This is a genomic window from Epilithonimonas hispanica, assembly GCF_003385395.1.
GTDB lineage: Bacteria > Bacteroidota > Bacteroidia > Flavobacteriales > Weeksellaceae > Epilithonimonas > Epilithonimonas hispanica.
Genome location: NZ_QNUG01000002.1, coordinates 21,768 through 36,702 on the forward strand (window position 1 = coordinate 21,768; position 14,935 = coordinate 36,702).

Genomic DNA, 14,935 nt, shown 5'->3' on the forward strand with positions numbered 1-14,935 from the left:
TATCATAGAATTAATTATTTTACTTGATGCCATGTTTGTGTTTTAACAGCAATTCCTAAAATAATCGCTTTCACTTTCAACACATCTCCCTCTCTTACAATCTCGGTTTTATAAGATTTTCCATCTTTTGGATTGGTAATAGTTCCACCAGAAAACTCGTTACCATCTTTGGAAAGACCACGAATAATCTCCAGCCCAACTAAAGGTTTGTTTTTTCTGTCATCTTTACACTTTACGCAGTTTGCGTTTTCCGGCTTTATCAACAATTGCGAAATTTTACCGTAATATTTACCGTCTGATTTTTTCCAAATCTCAACGATAGATTTTGCTTTTCCCGTTTCGTCGTCAATGGTTTTCCATTTTCCTTCGATTTGAGCGAATGATAAAACCCCGATGAATGAAAAGGCAAGTGATAATAATAACTTTTTACTCATTGTAAAAACATTTTTGTTTTGGTATTCGTGAATCTTCGATTTCATTGTCTTTTATTTTAAGTTGTTTTGTTTTTGATAAGCTTTTCTTGTTAACGTTAAATTAACATTGTTAAAAATATAAATTTATTTTAAACAAACAATAATTATTTGCTATCCAAAGCATAAATAACACCACTTACAAGATTTTTCCTGTTTTAAACACTTATTTTACCTTAGTTTTCTATTGATGACTCTATCCATATAATCCTGATACCAGGCTTTTGTTTTTTCGATTCCTAGTTTTTGTTCTGGATTAAGGTTTTTATTCAAAATATTTTTGGATAAAGCTAAATCCGATTTGTCGTAAATTCCCGTCACTTCTTTTCCATTAAAGATATAAATGTAATTCCCAATAATCATCTGCTCATTAATTGCATCAGAATTAACAATCATATAATCTTCATTTTTATCAGACAGCAAACTTCTACCCCAACTTCTAATCTTTTTATTATATCCTAGCAAATCTGCTAAAGTTGGATATATGTCAATCTGTTGAGCAAATCTGTCATCAACACCTTTCAAATTATATTTAGGATTTGGAGAGAAAAACAAAAGCGGAATCGCGAATCGGTTCATCGCTTTTTGATATTCGGGATAATTGATTTGATTGGTGTGGTCGGCTGTAATTACAAAAATTGTATTCTGATACCAAGGTTGTTTACTCGCCGTTTCAAAGAATTTTTTCAAAGAATAATCCGTGTACTGAATAGGTTCGTGAATCTGCAATGTTCCTTTTTTAAATTTTCCATTATATTTTTCAGGAATTTTAAACGGATCGTGAGAAGACGCTGAAAATAAGGTTGACATAAATGGCTGTTGCTTGCCTATATTCTTAGCGTAATATTGAAAAAATGGTTCATCCCAAATTGCCCAAATCCCGTCAAAATCTTCATCTTTATTATATTCGGTTTTTCCAAAATAATGTTTGAAGCCTAAGATATTTCCAAATCCCTGAAATCCCATAGAACCATTCGGTGCTCCGTGATAGAAACTCGTATCATAACCCAAATCATTACAAACAGAAACAATGGATTGTATTTTCTGATTGGAATAAGGCGAACTTGTGAAAGCATCTGTCAAACTCGGGATTCCTGCCAAAACTGAACTCATTCCATGGATAGATTGCCTTCCGTTGGCAAAAGTATTGGTGAAAATTAAACTTTGACCAGCCAAGCTATCCAAAAACGGTGTGTAAGAAACAAAATCTTTAATATTATTTTCTTTGTTAAATGCTCCAGAATATTCTTTTCCAAAACTTTCCATAATGAAAATCACAACATTTGGTTTTGAATCAACTTCTCGCTGATATAACTTATAAGGTTTAATTTCTTGATTAATGAATTTCTCATCCACAAAATGGACGAGCTTAAAATTATTAGTTCCAATCGTCCTGAAAAATGAAAAAACGCTATTCAAAACAATATTTGCCTGCAGTGGATTGCTCACGTGTTTATTGGCATCCACCAAATTAATCGGTCTTGTAGAATGTTTGAAATCGCCTCGGATTCCGCCAACAACCAAAGTTGCAATCAAGCATAAACTTATAATAGATGAAACAAAATAGACAATCAGATTCTTAGGTTTTTCATCATTAATTTTAACTTTTTTATAAAGAAAAATCCACAGAAGCAAAACTAAAATAAACCAAACAATAACAAACGGATGCTGTAGAATTGCATTCCAAAATATTCTTCCAAGATTATTTTCGTGCTTCCCAACTTCAATCGCCGCAGACGTTAATCTCGCCTGACTGAATCGATAATAAATCATATCGCCAAAGTTCAGAGAGTAAGCAATTCCATTCGTAATAAAATACCAATAGAAAAGAAATTTCTGATAGCTTTTTCTTGAATTAATAACCAACGGAATGATACTTAGTAAAATAAAAACTGCATTTACATATAAGATTGCAGTGGTGTCAAACGCAGTTCCGTAATAAGACAAATTAAAATATTCTGATATCCCGTCAACTTTTATAAGGTCTTTATTGAATAGCCAAAACAACAATCTCGCAATCTGGTAAAAGATAAACACCAGAAAAAGTCTGTAAATCAAGGCAAACAATTCCCGCCCTCTTAAATTCTTCATTTTGCAAAATTAAAACTTTCCTTGTATTAGTTTTTACTATTTTTGTGATATGAATTTCATCAAGAATAACCTCGCCAATGCTTTTACTTTAGGGAATCTTTTTTCCGGATGTGTTGGTATCATTCATCTATTTTTAGGCGATTATCAAACAACAGCAATTTGTATTATTATTTCTTTGATTCTTGATTTTTTTGACGGCTTCATCGCAAGAGCATTGGGTTCCAGCAGCAACCTTGGTGGACAACTAGATTCTTTGGCTGATATGGTAAGTTTTGGATTTTTGCCTGGAATTACAATTTATATTGCTTTACTCGAAAGTATGTCCAAAGAAAGCAATATTGGAATCTACGCAGGAATTTTCATTACGCTTTTCTCTTGCCTTAGATTAGCCATTTTTAATTTGGATGATGACCAGAAATATTACTTCAAAGGTTTGAATACGCCAAGTAATACGATTTTGATTTTTGGTTTGTATTATGCTTTTAAAGAGAATAACAGTTTTGCATTTTTATTCCAAAATCAAGAATTGTACTTATATTTTTTAGTTGCTATCAGTTCTTTTCTTTTGGTAAGTCCAATCAAAATGATTGCAATGAAATTCAAATCAAAACAATTAAAAGATAATTATCCAAAACTGGCTTTATTAATTGGTGGAATTTTGATTTTATTAATTTTTAAAACAACTGGAATTCCATTAGTGATTATATATTACATTTTAATCTCATTAATATTCCAAAAACAACTTAAATAATTATAAATTATGAATGATTAATTATAAATGTAAAAATCACTCATAACTCTTAATTAACAACTTCAATTATAAAAAATGAATTTAAAACTCCATAAACCACTTTGCATTTTCGATTTGGAAACAACCGGAACCAACATTGGAAAAGACAGAATCGTAGAAATTTGTATTCTAAAAGTCAATCCTGATTCTTCAAGAGAAAGTAAAACTTGGCGCGTGAATCCAGAAATGGCAATTCCAAAAGAATCTTCCGCAATCCACGGAATCTATGATGAAGATGTTGCAGAAGCTCCAACTTTCCGAGACATTGCGCCAAAAGTAATGGCAATGATTAAGGATTCTGATTTAGGAGGTTTCAATTCTAATAGATTTGACATTCCTGTTTTGGCTGAGGAAATGTTACGAGCTGATGTCGATTTTGACCTTAGTAAACATCGTTTTGTAGATGCGCAAACCATTTTCTTTAAAAAAGAACCGCGAAATCTTGGCGCTGCTTATCGATTCTATTGTGGAAAAACTTTGGAAAATGCGCATTCTGCTGAAGCTGATGTAATGGCAACTTTTGAAGTTTTGGATGCTCAAGTTGGAAAATATGATGATGTTCCGAATGAAATTGCAGAGTTAAGTGATTTCTCTTCTCAAAAAAGATTTGCTGATTTAGCGGGAATGATTCATTTTAATGAAAAAGAACAAGAGATTTTTGCTTTCGGAAAATATAAAGGTCAAGTTGTAAAAGAAGTTTTTCAAAAAGATTTGGGTTATTACGGCTGGCTTCAAAGTGCGGATTTCCCACTTTACACGAAGAAGATATTCACAAAGATTCAGTTGAAGTCAAGGTTTTAATCCTCAAATTTTCACAAAACCGCAAAAGTCACAAAAGCTTTCTAATTATTACTAACATCTAATTAAGAACAAAAAAGGGTTATTTCTACTCTTTTTTAACTTTAAAAATATATTTGGAATTTTATTCTTTTGTGACTTTTGTGGTATAAAATAAATAATATTATGAAAATAATCTGCATAGGAAGAAATTACAGCGAACACGCAAAAGAATTAGGAAATGAAATCCCTGAAGATCCAGTAATTTTTATGAAACCTGACACAGCGGTTTTGAAAAAAGGTTCTGATTTTTATATCCCAGAATTCTCTGACGACGTTCATTATGAATTGGAAGTGGTTTTGAAAATCTCAAAAGGAGGAAAATATATCCAAAAAGAAAACGCTGGTAAACATTATGAAGAAATCGGTCTTGGGATTGATTTTACGGCAAGAGATTTACAATCTAAACTAAAGAATAAAGGTTTACCTTGGGAATTAGCAAAGGGATTTGATGGCTCTGCTGTAGTTTCGGATTTTGTATCAAAAGAGAATTATGACTTGCAGAATCTCAATTTTTCTCTGACAAAAAATAATGAACAAGTCCAAAACGGAAATACAAAAGATATGATTTTCAGCTTTGATGATATTATTGCTTTTGCTTCACAATATTTCACATTGAGAGTTGGCGATTTGATTTTTACAGGAACTCCAAAAGGTGTTGGAAAAGTTTCTGAAAATGACCTTTTGGAAGCTTCTCTCGAAGACAAAAAGTTGTTTTCTTTGAAGATTCAATAATCCTTTATTGCAACTTATATCATATTTTGAAAAGTAAAAATGGCTAAGTTTTTGCTTTTCTACAAACAAGAAATACTATAAACCTTGAGATTATGAAAAAAATTATTTTACCCGTAGATTTTTCTGACAGCTCCGACAAATTGGTAGATTATGCTGTAAGTTTTGCGAAAGATGTAAATGCCGAGATTGCCCTAATTCACGTTGCTGCTACAGATATTGGTTTTGTGATTGGTGATATGGGTTTCCAATATTTCCCAGAAGTTGAGGAAAATGAAATCAAATTTGAACTGAAAGCACTTAACAAATTAGAAGAAAAAGTAATTTCGCAAGGCGTGAATTGCACTCACATTCTTAAACAAGGTATTGCTGGTGATACAATTCTAGAATACTCTGATGAGAAAAATGCTGATTATATTGTAATTGGCTCTCACGGTAGAAGTGGTGTTTATGACGTTTTTATCGGTAGTTTAACAAAGGAAATTACAAGAAAATCAAAAATTCCGGTTTTGGTTGTTCCTTGTCACGATGAGGATTAAAATCCCCAATAGTTAATAGATTTCAAAACAAAAGAACCCGTCTCGTTGCAATAACAAGACGGGTTTTTTATAAATATAATCAATTTATTTAACCTTCGTTTTTGTAAATTTTTGGATCATAGTAAGGATTCTTCCCTTCAGTAGGAGAGAAATAATCTTTATCTTTTTGAGCACCTAATGTCACAACCAAAATGTAGCACCAGTAGCAGAAAAATCCAGAAGCTACTAGGAATAAAATCCAATTCAAAACATTAGCAGTAAGGTCGAAGAAACCAAAAGACCATTTGAATGCTGCACTTAATGCTAACCAGAAAGATGTCATATTTTTCTTTTTTTAAATTAACTTTGCACAAATTTATAAAAAATGTTTCGATTACTTTCTAAAGAAAGCAATATTTTTTCTGTTCCGCTTTATATCGGCTTTTTGTTCTTGATATTTTTATCACTTAATTTATTAGATTTCAAATACATAGGTGTTTTCCCATCGGTAATTACATTTATGGGAATCAGTTTAGGATATTTTTTATTCAATGCGATTGCGCTGAATCAGTTTTCACATCTCCCGCTTTTTCTTTACACGATTTTTGTTGCTTCATTTTATGATGGAACTATTGATTTAGGATTGGCTTTTACTTTCCTGATGAGCTCGATTTTATTATTAATTCTCACCAGTCAAAACGACCAATTGCGAAAAAGTTCTTTTATGCTAGTAGGTTCAATTCTGGCTTTCAATTATTTGGTTTTTCCGCCAAGCTGGCCAATGGGCGTTTTTGTAATTTTCCATATTATCGGAACTTCGGGGAGAATTGGACTTAATATTTTCAGACTTTTATTTGGAATTATTCTGATTGTTCTAAGTTACTTCGGATTGATGTATCTCATTCATTACACAACTTGGGACAAGACTTATTTGCCTTTTTATGGAAAATTTGAACCGTTAGATTCTTACTTAACATTATATATTTTGATTCCGATTGCGCTGATGTTACTCTACTCGCTTTCCGACCATTTCAAACATTACAATGAGAAAAGTCCAATCAGTAGATACAAATACACATTTGTTCTTGTTTTCTCTCTTGCTCAGTTGATTACGATTATTTTTTATATGGGAACAAATTACGAATATCTGTTGCTTCTTGCTTTGCCTTCAAGCATCATTATCAGCAGAATGTTACGTTTCTTACCTAAATATTGGATGCAGGAATTGGGACTTTGGATCATTGTCTTTACACTTGCAATCTTTAAAATCGCTAATTTTGTATAAAATTTAAAATGGATGTCGAATGATTCAGATAGATGATAAATTAATTTCGGAAGATATATTTGCCCAAAGTTTTGTCTGCAACCTTACCAAATGCAAAGGCGTTTGTTGTGTAGATGGAGACACAGGAGCTCCTCTTGATAAAGATGAACTGCCAATCCTTGACGAAATTTTCCCGAAAGTAAAACCTTACCTAAGACCAGAAGGTGTAACAGCCATTGAAGAGCAGGGAACTTGGGTTATTGATGATTATGACGGAGGTTATGTAACAACTTTGGTCAACGGAAGCGAGTGTGCTTATGTGATTTTTGACGAAAAAGGAACTACAAAATGTGGCATAGAAAAGGCTTACGAAGATGGCGCTGTGGATTGGAAAAAACCAATCTCTTGCCATCTCTACCCAATCCGTGTGAACGAGTACAAAACTTTTTCTGCACTCAACTATCACGAATGGGATATTTGTAGTGATGCTTGTACGTTGGGTTCAGAATTACAGGTTAGGATTTTTCAGTTTTTGAAAGAGCCGCTGATTAGGAAATACGGTCTGGATTTTTACAATACACTTTGTGAAGCTGCCGAAGAATGGGAAAAAGAATACAACTCATAAAACAAAAAAAGAATCCAAATTTGGATTCTTTTTCTTTATAATATAATTCAAAAATTATTCAATTTTGAAAACATCATCAGAAACTGGCTGATTGATTTTGATATCAGAATTTTTGATTGTAATCTGTTGTCCACCTGCATCTACAGACATCTCTTCTGGGAATTTGATTCCGTCAACATCCGCATATTTAGCAATAGTCATTACACCTTTATCTCCTTCAGATTTTGCAAGTAATCCTGTTTTTACATCAAAATAAGATTTGGTATCATCAGAAGAAAGCACATAGAAATCTTTTCCATCAATCTGTTTTTTCTCCACAGTTTTAATTTTTGCAGCGTCCATTCCAAGCGCTTCGATTATTTTTGAAGTTTTCAGTTTTGCAACTTGGTCAGCCGGAAAATCCATTTTTTGTCCCATTTGGTTAGCATAACCTTTCTCTCCATCGAAAATCTGAACCATCTCCTGCCCCATCATCGTCTGAGTTGACTTGAACTTGTTATCTTTTTTCACCGTTGTACCTTCCATTTCCATTCCCATCACACTGATAGTATTTTTCATAGAAAGTGTTTTCACAGCCTCCAATTTTGCTTTTCCACCAAGAGCAGTTACATAATTATCAATAACTTGTTTCGCAGTTGGAACATTTTGAGCCATCATATTTGCAGCAAACAAAAGAGAAAGTGCAAACGATACAATAAGTTTTTTCATTTTATTTTTTTTATTTTCTATTAACGAATATAGTGATTTTATAAGACTATCACTTTTCAGTTAGTTCAATTCACAGTAGTTTTGTTACAAAAAAAATAAAAACAACTTCAGACTTTGAAGTTGCTTTCTATTGATTTATCAAATATTAATCTTTCTTTTTGATGTCATCTTTTACATCTTTGTAAGTATCACTTACAGCATTTGCTCCCTTTTTGGCTGTTTTCCCAGTCCATTTAGCAGCATTTTTCACACCTTTCTTTGTCGCTTTTGCACCTTTGGTTGCTGTTTTGCCGGTCCATTTCGCACCATCTTTCACACCTTCAGCGGTTGCATCAGCACCTTTTTCTACTGTTTCCCCAGTCCATTTTGCAGCATCTTTTACGCCTTCTCCAGTTGCTTTGGCTCCTTTTTTAACCGCAGTTCCTACAGCTTTTGAATCTTTTTTAACTTCTTCTTTCACAGTTTGAGCGTTCATTGTAACTGCTACAAAAAGAATTGCAGCTAATGATAATAATCTCTTTTTCATCGTTTTTAATATTTTAAAATTAATGTTACAATATTAGCATAAAATAAGCCAAAAATATTCATCTGGATTTAAATTTCATAAAATAAATTTTCTTCGATATTTCAATTAATAAAAATAATATTTTTGCAAAACTTATGTCCAAGATCAATCCAGCTTCCAAAAGAAAAATTCATCAGAAAAGAAGAAAAACATTCATCAAGAAACGTTGGATTTTGTTGATTATACTTTGTATTGCTTTGTTAGGAACAGGTTTTTATCTAAGGCAGAAAATCAATTATTATTTCGCTTACTATCTAGGAAAACATTTTGAGCATAAAAAACTCTCAAACACAGAAACCGAATCCCAAAGAATCGAAAAAATAATCGGACTCTATTCTAATCAAACTTTTGGTTTTGACATTTCTCATTATCAAAAAAAAGAAGATATCCAATGGGATAGTTTGAGCATCGGAAACAGAACAATTCCTTTGAAATTTGTGGTTCTGAGAGCAAGTATGGGAAACCGAAAGTTAGATAAAAATTTTGACCATTTTTGGGAAACTGCAAAACAGCATAACTTAATCCGTGGCGCTTATCATTTTTACCGTCCGGACGAAGATCCTGTGATGCAAGCCAATTCTTTTCTTTCTGTGGCGAAATTAGAATCAGGCGACCTTCCGCCCATTCTCGATATTGAAAAAAATCCGAGAAAAAAATCAAAAGAACAATTGGTTTCTGACCTCAAAGTTTGGATAAAAATAATGGAAGATACTTACGGCGAAAAACCGATTATCTACACTTATTATCATTATTACAAAGATTACTTGAAAGGCGAATTTGATGATTATCCGCTTTGGTTAGCCAATTATAATGATGTCCCAACACCTTCTCCAGACGATGAATGGCAATTTTGGCAATTCTCTGAAAACGGAATTGTTTATGGGATCAACTCAAAAGTCGATTTGGATATTTATAATGGGAATCTTTGGTCTTTGAAAATGATGACGATTGATTAGAATTTACTTTTGAACTTTCACATCGATATTAATTGCTGGCGCTGCCATTCCGATTTTTTCCCAATTCCCATAAAAACTGCGGTAATAACCAGACCTGAACAATGCGCCACTCAAAGCCACTTTGCCATTGGATTGGCCGATAAACTGAATCCCAACAAAAAACTTTCCTTCAAGCCAAATCTTTTCATTTGTTACATCCAAAGAATATGTAAAATCATCCAAATCGTCTTTATTAATCGTTGCAATGATGTCTTTACTCAAAATCAAATTGTTCGGTTTTCCGTCTTTTTCATCATAAATCTTGTAACGAACTTTGATTGGCGTAGTCGATTCGAATCTGGAAAAATTCATATTGATTTTTGTAATCTTCAGCTTTTTATTGGAACTGAATTCCACAGCGGTTTCTTCCACCACAGAATTTCCTTTTTCCATATTGGGCGTAAACATTACGGATTTTGACTTGCTGTTAACCCCAAGATTTTTATCTTTATAATTCTTCGGAGCCATCACAACTTCCTGTATGTTAGTTACTTTTTCATACAGATAAATGTTGTGAGGATTGGTCTTCACAAAGTCTTCTACAGAGCTTCGGAATTGTTTGTAGCCGGCAACTGCGACAATCAGTTCTTTATCTTTCGAAATGTCATTTAGTTTGATTTGAAATTTCCCGTTTTCATCCGCCTGAATTCTATAATTACTATTGACAATTCCGATTTTCGCATAAGGAATTGGGTGGTTATCGTCTTTTGAAATTACAGTTCCGGAAATAGTTTGTGCGTGAAAAGATAAGATTGCGAATAACGCAAGGATAAAGTTGATTTTTTTCATTGAAATTAATTTAACACAAACTTCTGAATTTTCTTTTTCCCAATCTCTCAAAGAAAGGTTAAATCCACTAATTTTTTACTTAAATTTTTCTGAATATTAATCAATAGTAACAGAATTTTCGGTTTTCAATTTCGTATTTTCGCAGATCATTTATATTTCATCATTTATCATTTATAAAAATGAATTACGTTTCTGCAGAAAATCTTAGCAAATCTTACGGCCTCAAAGTTTTATTCAAAAACATTACTTTCCACGTTAACGAAGGTGACAAAATTGCTATCGTTGCCAAAAACGGAAGTGGAAAATCGACACTCCTGAAAATCCTGATGGGAAAAGAAATTGCTGATGGTGGAGATGTGATTATCAACAAAGATATTCAGGTCGTTTTATTTGACCAAGAGATTGATTTTGACCCAACATTGTCTGTGGATGAGTTTATGATGACTTTGGATTCCGCACCAATTTTGGCTTTGAAAAAGTATCATCACGCCTTGACTTCAGAAAATCCGGATGATATGGAAACGGCTTTAGCAGAAATGGAAATCCACAAAGCGTGGGATTTGGAAAACGAAATGGAACAAATCCTTTCTCAGCTTAAAATCACAGATTTGAAAGCGAAAATGGGAACACTTTCCGGAGGTCAAATCAAAAGAATTGCATTAGCTAAACTCTTGACTGAAACCAGAGCAGAACATCGCCACACACTCCTGATAATGGATGAACCAACCAACCACCTGGATGTGGAAATGGTAGAATGGCTGGAAAATTATTTGAGTAAAGCTAAAATTACGTTGCTTCTTGTGACGCACGACCGTTATTTTCTGGATGCCGTTTGTGATAAAATCTGGGAAATGGAAGACGGCAATCTCTATCTCCACAACGGAAGTTATGCGACATATCTTGAGAATAAAATGATTCGTGAGGATAATCTGAATTCGACGATTGATAAAGCGCAAAACCTCTACAGAAAGGAATTAGAATGGATGCGACGTCAACCAAAAGCGAGAACAACAAAATCTAAATCAAGACAAGACGATTTCTACGAAACTGAAAAAATAGCGAAAACCGACACTAGAAAACAAGCCCTGGAATTGGATTTCGAAATGAAACGGTTAGGCAACAAGATTCTTGAGCTGAAAGACATCAGCAAAAGTTTTGGAAACAATGTCCTATTGAAAGATTTTTCCTATTCTTTCCAAAGAGGAGAAAAAGTTGGAATTGTCGGAAAAAATGGTGCTGGAAAATCGACTTTACTGAATATCATTCAAGGTTTTGAACCGAAAGATTCTGGAGAAATTGAAACCGGAGAAACGATTAAATTCGGATATTTTGCTCAGAAAGGACTTCAATATAAAGAAGACGAAAGAGTCATTGATTTCATCAAAGAAATTGGAGAAAATTTCCCTTTAGCGAATGGAAAAACAATCTCGGCTTCTCAGTTTTTGAGATTATTCTTGTTTGACGACCAAACGCAATATTCGCCTATTTCGAAACTTTCCGGAGGAGAAAAACGTCGTCTGCACTTGATGTACATTCTTTATCAGAATCCGAATTTCCTGATTTTTGATGAGCCAACGAACGATTTGGATTTGCCGACTTTGACAGTTTTGGAAAATTTTCTTCAGAATTTCCAAGGCAGTTTGATTATTGTTTCGCACGACCGTTATTTTATGGACAGAATTGTGGACCACGTTTTAGCATTTGAAGGCGAGGGAAAAATTAAAGAATTTGTCGGAAACTTTTCGGAATATCGAGAAAGTCAGAAGTCGGAAGACAGAAGTCAAAAGACAGAGAAGTTGGAAGTTGGAAGTCGGAAGTCGGAAGAAACTTCGACTCCGCTCAGCGTGGCAAACCAACAACCAATAACCAGCAACCAACAACCAAAGAAAAAATTATCTTTCAAGGAACAACGTGAGCTGGAGACTATCGAAAAAGAAATGCCAAAATTGGAAGAAAAAAGAGCAGAAATTCTAGAACAACTCAACAATGAATCTGATTATGAGAAAATATTAAAATTATCCTCCGAATTAGAGCTACTTTCCGGAAAACTTGAGGAGCACGAATTGCGTTGGTTGGAGCTTCAGGAATAATTGATAAATATCATAATATTATAAAACATTGATTTACATATAATTAAATCAATCAAACTTCATTATTTAGAATTATTTAAAATAACACTGCGTTGGTAAAGATACATTTTATACTTTTGCCTAGTTTTTAAATATTCTAAATAAAAAATGAAGAAGTCCATCATCTCTGCAAGTCTGGTTTTGCTTTCTATCTCTGTCTATTCTCAAAAAGGTGGGCAAAAAGATAATGACACAATCAAAATTCAGCAAATTGAAGACGTCGCGTTGCATAAAACGGGCAATCCTAACAAGGCTAAAACATCAACTTCCAAATCAAATCTTACAGCAATGGAAAATCCTCAACCGGTTTCCATTGTGACTCACGAGATTATCGAACAACAGCAAATACGCCAATTGTCGGAAGTTATTCAAAACGTTAGTGGATTGTATGTAACTTCTGCGAGAGGAAATTCCCAGGCCAGTTTTGGAGGTAGAGGTTTTACTTTCGGATCAGAGAATCTATATAAAAACGGTGCAAGAATCAACAGCGGTGTAAATCCCGAAGTTTCCGGATTGGAACGTGTAGAAGTTGCAAAAGGCGCCAATGCCTTGTTATATGGTAATGTAGCCGCTGGTGGGATTATCAATATGATTACAAAAAAACCAATTTTCAAATCTGGCGGAACACTTGGTTTCTCGGCAGGAAGTTGGGATTCTTACAAACCTACTGTGGATATCTACGGACCATTGACAGAGAAGATTGCTTTTCGCGTGAACGGTACTTATGAAAAAGCGAATAGCTTTCGTGATGTGGTAAATTCTGAAAAGTACTATTTCAATCCATCTTTTGCTTTTAACATCGGTTCTAAAACTCAGATTATTGTTGAAGCAGATTATCTTCAGAATAATTTTACACCAGATTTCGGACTAGGAACATTTGAAAATCCAGACAAAAGTTATTTCCTGAATACTACTTCGCCCATCAGCACCTTTTTTGGTACAGATTGGCAATATCAAAATGTGAAACAAGCCTCTACTGACATCATCGTGAATCATCAGTTTAATGAAAACTGGACGTTGAATGCTGTAGTTACTTATCAGAATTATACCAGAGATTATTTTTCAACTGAGCGTACAGCTTGGACTCAAAATAATAACCGATACAGATGGAGAAGAAATCTTAACAGAACTTATAACGAACAAAATTACACCAGCGCACAGATTAATGTGAATGGAGAATTCTATACTGGCAAAATCAATCATAAAATTTTGATTGGTGCAGATGCCGATTATTTGAAATCAGATGCCTACACTTATTTTGATCCTAACAGAAACAATGCTGTTTACGGAACGTCTTATTATTATGGTACCAATGGTGATGCATCTGGCTACGTTTATCTGGATGATCCATCTTCTTGGAATGGTGGAACGATACCAACTGCCAACAAATATGAAAAAACAAGAATCCCAACCAGAAGAATAGGAATCTATGCCCAAGATTTTGTAAGCCTTACGAAGGAGTTGAAAGTCATTGCTGGTTTGAGATATTCTTATTTGGAGAATATGACCACGTTGGTTTCAAACTTTATGAATAACTCTAAAGTTGGCAAAGATAATTCTGCAACAGCAGACCGTGCTTTCTCTCCAAAGGCAGGATTGATTTATATGCCTAATGAAAATTTATCCGTTTTTGCTACATATACCAATTCATTTTCTCCGAACACAGGTCGTGATGTGAACACAGATACAGGTTTGAAGCCAAGTATCATTGATCAGTTTGAAGTTGGAATCAAGAAAAATATTTGGAACAATGCTGTGGCATTCAATGTATCAGCTTATCAGATTCTAAATAAAAATTTCTATCAGCAAGCTCAATTTAAATTAGATGGAACTCCAAACAGTGACACAAATATTAAGGAATTCGCAGGTAAACTACTAAGCAGGGGTGTTGAAGCCGATATCACAGGAAATCCAACGAAAAATATCTCCATCATCGCCGGATTTGCCTACAATCACGCGGTTTATAAAGATACACCAGAGATTTTTGGCTATGTCGAAAAACAAAGAGTGGTGAGAACGCCGGCTACAACGGTGAACGGGTCCGTGTTCTATACATTCGACAAATGGGTGAAAGGTCTTAAACTTGGTGGGACTTACTATTTTATCGGAGACAGACTTGCAGGCTGGAACGACACCAAAACCGGAGCAAACAGCTTGGAAGCAAGAAACGGCATTTCCAGAATCTTTAAATTGAAAGATTACAACATCTTTGATCTATCTGTTGGATATGAATATAAAAAATTCTTGATTCAAGGTAAAATTGGGAATCTTTTTGACACTCATAATTATGTGGTACACGAGAATTATTCAGTGAATCCGATTATGCCAAGAAACTATTATGTGACTTTGACGTATAAACTTTAATAAAATATCAAATCAAATTTCTAAAAATAAAAGTGGAGTCATACATTTGCCTCCACTT

General features: G+C 33.8%; 15 protein-coding genes. 9 read left to right on the plus strand and 6 right to left on the minus strand.

The features are described from left to right. Positions 1-14 precede the first annotated feature (14 nt). Positions 15-434: a DUF2147 domain-containing protein gene (locus tag DRF58_RS00820; RefSeq protein WP_116031998.1), complete on the minus strand. Its 420-nt coding sequence runs from the start codon at positions 432-434 to the stop codon at positions 15-17. Positions 435-641: 207 nt separating this feature from the next. Then, complete coding sequence (locus tag DRF58_RS00825; RefSeq protein WP_116031743.1) at positions 642-2,561, minus strand: LTA synthase family protein; 1,920 nt, start codon at positions 2,559-2,561, stop codon at positions 642-644. 49 nt (positions 2,562-2,610) lie between these two features. Between DRF58_RS00825 and DRF58_RS00830 the strand changes: the two genes are divergently transcribed. The 4 genes from DRF58_RS00830 (at position 2,611) to DRF58_RS00845 (ending at position 5,459) form a co-directional block, all read left to right on the plus strand. Then, complete coding sequence (locus tag DRF58_RS00830) at positions 2,611-3,312, plus strand: CDP-alcohol phosphatidyltransferase family protein (RefSeq protein ID WP_116031745.1); 702 nt, start codon at positions 2,611-2,613, stop codon at positions 3,310-3,312. 75 nt (positions 3,313-3,387) lie between these two features. Next, complete coding sequence (locus tag DRF58_RS00835) at positions 3,388-4,152, plus strand: 3'-5' exonuclease (protein WP_116031747.1); 765 nt, start codon at positions 3,388-3,390, stop codon at positions 4,150-4,152. A 162-nt stretch (positions 4,153-4,314) separates the two neighbouring features. Continuing rightward, positions 4,315-4,923 carry a fumarylacetoacetate hydrolase family protein gene (locus tag DRF58_RS00840; protein WP_116031749.1) on the plus strand — a complete coding sequence of 203 codons (609 nt, stop codon included), beginning with the start codon at positions 4,315-4,317 and terminating at the stop codon, positions 4,921-4,923. Between the two features lie 92 nt (positions 4,924-5,015). Next, on the plus strand, positions 5,016-5,459 hold the full coding sequence (locus DRF58_RS00845; RefSeq protein ID WP_116031752.1) for a universal stress protein: 444 nt from the start codon (positions 5,016-5,018) through the stop codon (positions 5,457-5,459). Positions 5,460-5,547: 88 nt separating this feature from the next. On the opposite strand, the gene DRF58_RS00850 is transcribed toward DRF58_RS00845, so the two are convergent. After that, entirely contained in the window at positions 5,548-5,781 is a 234-nt protein-coding gene (locus tag DRF58_RS00850; protein WP_116031754.1) for a hypothetical protein, read from the minus strand. Between the two features lie 42 nt (positions 5,782-5,823). On the opposite strand from DRF58_RS00850, the gene DRF58_RS00855 reads away from it, so the two are divergent. Both DRF58_RS00855 and DRF58_RS00860 read left to right on the plus strand, forming a co-directional pair. Next, positions 5,824-6,723 carry a DUF6427 family protein gene (locus DRF58_RS00855; RefSeq protein WP_116031756.1) on the plus strand — a complete coding sequence of 300 codons (900 nt, stop codon included), beginning with the start codon at positions 5,824-5,826 and terminating at the stop codon, positions 6,721-6,723. A 19-nt stretch (positions 6,724-6,742) separates the two neighbouring features. Beyond that, positions 6,743-7,327 (plus strand): DUF3109 family protein, encoded by a 585-nt coding sequence (locus DRF58_RS00860; RefSeq protein WP_116031759.1) that lies wholly within the window; start codon positions 6,743-6,745, stop codon positions 7,325-7,327. A gap of 54 nt (positions 7,328-7,381) precedes the next feature. Here the strand turns inward: DRF58_RS00860 and DRF58_RS00865 are convergent, their stop codons facing one another. Continuing rightward, positions 7,382-8,035 (minus strand): LolA family protein, encoded by a 654-nt coding sequence (locus tag DRF58_RS00865; RefSeq protein ID WP_116031761.1) that lies wholly within the window; start codon positions 8,033-8,035, stop codon positions 7,382-7,384. A 145-nt stretch (positions 8,036-8,180) separates the two neighbouring features. Next, a complete protein-coding gene (locus tag DRF58_RS00870) occupies positions 8,181-8,561 on the minus strand; it encodes a hypothetical protein (protein WP_116031764.1) in 381 nt (126 codons plus the stop codon). A gap of 134 nt (positions 8,562-8,695) precedes the next feature. On the opposite strand from DRF58_RS00870, the gene DRF58_RS00875 reads away from it, so the two are divergent. After that, the gene (locus DRF58_RS00875) at positions 8,696-9,556 is read left to right on the plus strand and encodes a GH25 family lysozyme (RefSeq protein WP_116031766.1); all 861 of its coding nucleotides are present in this window, start codon (positions 8,696-8,698) and stop codon (positions 9,554-9,556) included. Positions 9,557-9,559: 3 nt separating this feature from the next. Here the strand turns inward: DRF58_RS00875 and DRF58_RS00880 are convergent, their stop codons facing one another. Beyond that, on the minus strand, positions 9,560-10,384 hold the full coding sequence (locus DRF58_RS00880; RefSeq protein ID WP_123902343.1) for a carboxypeptidase-like regulatory domain-containing protein: 825 nt from the start codon (positions 10,382-10,384) through the stop codon (positions 9,560-9,562). A gap of 179 nt (positions 10,385-10,563) precedes the next feature. Between DRF58_RS00880 and DRF58_RS00885 the strand changes: the two genes are divergently transcribed. Beyond that, complete coding sequence (locus DRF58_RS00885) at positions 10,564-12,474, plus strand: ABC-F family ATP-binding cassette domain-containing protein (RefSeq protein WP_116031770.1); 1,911 nt, start codon at positions 10,564-10,566, stop codon at positions 12,472-12,474. 147 nt (positions 12,475-12,621) lie between these two features. Beyond that, positions 12,622-14,877, plus strand: coding sequence for a TonB-dependent siderophore receptor (locus tag DRF58_RS00890; RefSeq protein ID WP_116031773.1), 2,256 nt, complete (start codon positions 12,622-12,624; stop codon positions 14,875-14,877). Positions 14,878-14,935: the final 58 nt, after the last annotated feature.

Coding starts and splice junctions, on each gene's coding strand:
- DRF58_RS00820 (WP_116031998.1), bottom strand. CDS start 434: ATGAGTAAAAAGTTATTATTATCACTTGCCTTTTCATTCATCGGGGTT.
- DRF58_RS00825 (WP_116031743.1), bottom strand. CDS start 2,561: ATGAAGAATTTAAGAGGGCGGGAATTGTTTGCCTTGATTTACAGACTT.
- DRF58_RS00830 (WP_116031745.1), top strand. CDS start 2,611: ATGAATTTCATCAAGAATAACCTCGCCAATGCTTTTACTTTAGGGAAT.
- DRF58_RS00835 (WP_116031747.1), top strand. CDS start 3,388: ATGAATTTAAAACTCCATAAACCACTTTGCATTTTCGATTTGGAAACA.
- DRF58_RS00840 (WP_116031749.1), top strand. CDS start 4,315: ATGAAAATAATCTGCATAGGAAGAAATTACAGCGAACACGCAAAAGAA.
- DRF58_RS00845 (WP_116031752.1), top strand. CDS start 5,016: ATGAAAAAAATTATTTTACCCGTAGATTTTTCTGACAGCTCCGACAAA.
- DRF58_RS00850 (WP_116031754.1), bottom strand. CDS start 5,781: ATGACATCTTTCTGGTTAGCATTAAGTGCAGCATTCAAATGGTCTTTT.
- DRF58_RS00855 (WP_116031756.1), top strand. CDS start 5,824: ATGTTTCGATTACTTTCTAAAGAAAGCAATATTTTTTCTGTTCCGCTT.
- DRF58_RS00860 (WP_116031759.1), top strand. CDS start 6,743: ATGATTCAGATAGATGATAAATTAATTTCGGAAGATATATTTGCCCAA.
- DRF58_RS00865 (WP_116031761.1), bottom strand. CDS start 8,035: ATGAAAAAACTTATTGTATCGTTTGCACTTTCTCTTTTGTTTGCTGCA.
- DRF58_RS00870 (WP_116031764.1), bottom strand. CDS start 8,561: ATGAAAAAGAGATTATTATCATTAGCTGCAATTCTTTTTGTAGCAGTT.
- DRF58_RS00875 (WP_116031766.1), top strand. CDS start 8,696: ATGTCCAAGATCAATCCAGCTTCCAAAAGAAAAATTCATCAGAAAAGA.
- DRF58_RS00880 (WP_123902343.1), bottom strand. CDS start 10,384: ATGAAAAAAATCAACTTTATCCTTGCGTTATTCGCAATCTTATCTTTT.
- DRF58_RS00885 (WP_116031770.1), top strand. CDS start 10,564: ATGAATTACGTTTCTGCAGAAAATCTTAGCAAATCTTACGGCCTCAAA.
- DRF58_RS00890 (WP_116031773.1), top strand. CDS start 12,622: ATGAAGAAGTCCATCATCTCTGCAAGTCTGGTTTTGCTTTCTATCTCT.